The sequence below is a fragment of the Micromonospora sp. NPDC049529 genome (genome assembly GCF_055586685.1).
Map to the genome: position 1 here is coordinate 1 of NZ_JBVJHT010000043.1, position 1,170 is coordinate 1,170.

The 1,170-nt window shown below is 66.1% G+C and carries 1 protein-coding gene; it reads left to right on the top strand.

Annotated features, from left to right (window positions below; all coding sequences use genetic code 11):
* Positions 1–1,170: sulfate adenylyltransferase subunit 1 (locus ACZ6QQ_RS36680; protein WP_465882637.1), on the top strand; the 1,170-nt coding region annotated here is incomplete at its 5' end.

A 1,170-nucleotide genomic window follows, 5' to 3' on the forward strand; every position in this document is an offset into this window, starting at 1 on the left:
TCACTGTTCACCGACCAACTGGCCGCCGTCGAAGCCGTCTCCGCGGCCAGGGGGGACGAGTACACGAACCTGGCGTTGCTCACCGACGGCCTACGCGCCGAACGGGAACAGGGCATCACGATCGACGTCGCCTACCGGTACTTCGCCACCCCGAGGCGGAAGTTCATCATCGCCGACACCCCCGGACACATCCAGTACACCCGCAACATGGTCACCGGGGCGTCGACCGCCGACCTGGCGCTGATCCTCGTCGACGCCCGCAAGGGCCTCGTCGAACAGTCCCGCCGACACGCGTTCCTCTGCTCGCTGCTGCGGGTGCCGCACCTGGTGCTGTGCGTGAACAAGATGGACCTCGTCGACTGGTCCCAGGACGTCTTCGAACGCATCAGCGACGAGTTCACCGCGTTCGCCGCGAAACTCGAAGCACCCGATTTGACCGTCGTGCCGATCTCCGCCCTACACGGCGACAACATCGTCACCCGCTCCGAACACACCCCCTGGTACGAAGGCCCCTCACTGCTGCACCACCTCGAACGGGTCCACATCGCCTCCGACCGTAACCTCGTCGACGTCCGGTTCCCCGTCCAGTACGTCATCCGCCCCCAGTCGACCACCATCACCGACTACCGCGGCTACGCCGGACAGGTCGCCTCCGGCGTCCTGAAACCCGGCGACGAGGTCATGGTCCTCCCGTCCGGGTTCACCTCCCGGATCGCCGCCATCGACACCGCCGACGGACCCGTCACCGAAGCGTTCCCACCGATGTCGGTCACCGTCCGCCTCACCGACGAGATCGACATCTCCCGCGGCGACCTGATCTGCCGACCGAACAACGCCCCCACCGTCGCCCAGGACATCGAAGCGATGATCTGCTGGATGGACGAGACCACCCCACTCCGACCCGGCGCGAAATACACCATCAAACACACCACCCGCACCGCCCGGACCGTGATCCGCGAACTCCACTACCGCCTCGACGTCAACTCCCTGCACCGCGACGAACAAGCCACCGAACTCGGCCTCAACGAAATCGGCCGGATCCGCCTCCGCACCACCGTGCCGCTACTCGCCGACGAATACCGCCGCAACCGCACCACCGGCGGCTTCATCCTCATCGACGAAACCACCAACCGCACCATCGCCGCCGGCATGATCGTCGACACCCACTGA